Raw genomic sequence first — 892 nt, forward strand, 5'->3', positions numbered from 1 at the left:
GTGGTCTCTACCTCTGGTTCTCTATCGAAACTTAAAGCTTCATTTGGGATGCCTTGTCTATTGGCAATTGTAGTTAGGTTTTGATGTTGTTTATTCTTAATCTCGGTCTCATAGGCGTCAATACGTAATTTTGCTGCGTCCATGCTGATGTTTTCGTCTTGAGCCAACGTCTTGATTGCCATCACTAGATTGCCTTTTTCGACCATCATACCAATAGACTTGGGTAGCTTTGCACTGACAGGTTTTGAGTTTGAGTCGGAGTTAAACATGATGGTCCTTGCTATTTGATGACGTTAGAGCGCTTGTTAAGAATGCCAACCATTATAGCAATGTTATCTCTATAAAATTATTGTTCGATGGTATCGTTAATACTAAATTAAATGGATACACTAGATTATGACGCGAGACTGGGAAAAAAATTTCTTGCGTGCTGTGTCTACACTGACAGAGACTGCGCAAAACTTGTCCCAGTCTTACTGACTCTCTTTTTATTGGCCTGACTATAAAGCAAAACCTTTACAACTTGATAGTTTTTCAATATGACCTAAATTTACACAAAAAAATACCGCCGTCATAAAGATGATTGCGGTATTTTAAATAATGCTTACTTATCACCTAAAGCAGTAGTTTACATATCTTTCCAGCGTTGGATAGACTCTTTGATGACTTCTTTCGCTTCCGTGACATCACCCCATGATTCGACCACGGTAGTACCTGCTTTTTTCAGGTCTTTGTAGTGGCTAAAATGGAAATGTAGCTGCTTAATGAGCTGTTCTGGCAAATCTTCTAAGCTGTTGTAGGCATTACCATTGTTGCGATCATCAGCTGGTACGACAACGATTTTGTCATCTACTTCGCCATCATCGACGAACTTCATCACACCAATAACCTT

Annotated in this window: 1 protein-coding gene and 1 pseudogene; both read right to left on the bottom strand. The window is 39.2% G+C overall.

Annotation, left to right across the window (positions count from 1 at the left end; translation table 11 throughout):
- Positions 1-269, bottom strand: a pseudogene (locus tag ACS8FD_RS18175) (hypothetical protein); the annotation flags it as partial.
- Positions 270-628: 359 nt separating this feature from the next.
- A partial coding sequence (locus ACS8FD_RS18180; protein ID WP_439276881.1) for an inorganic diphosphatase occupies positions 629-892 on the bottom strand: 264 nt, incomplete at its 5' end.

It is taken from the genome of Psychrobacter sp. 1U2 (genome assembly GCF_051847575.1).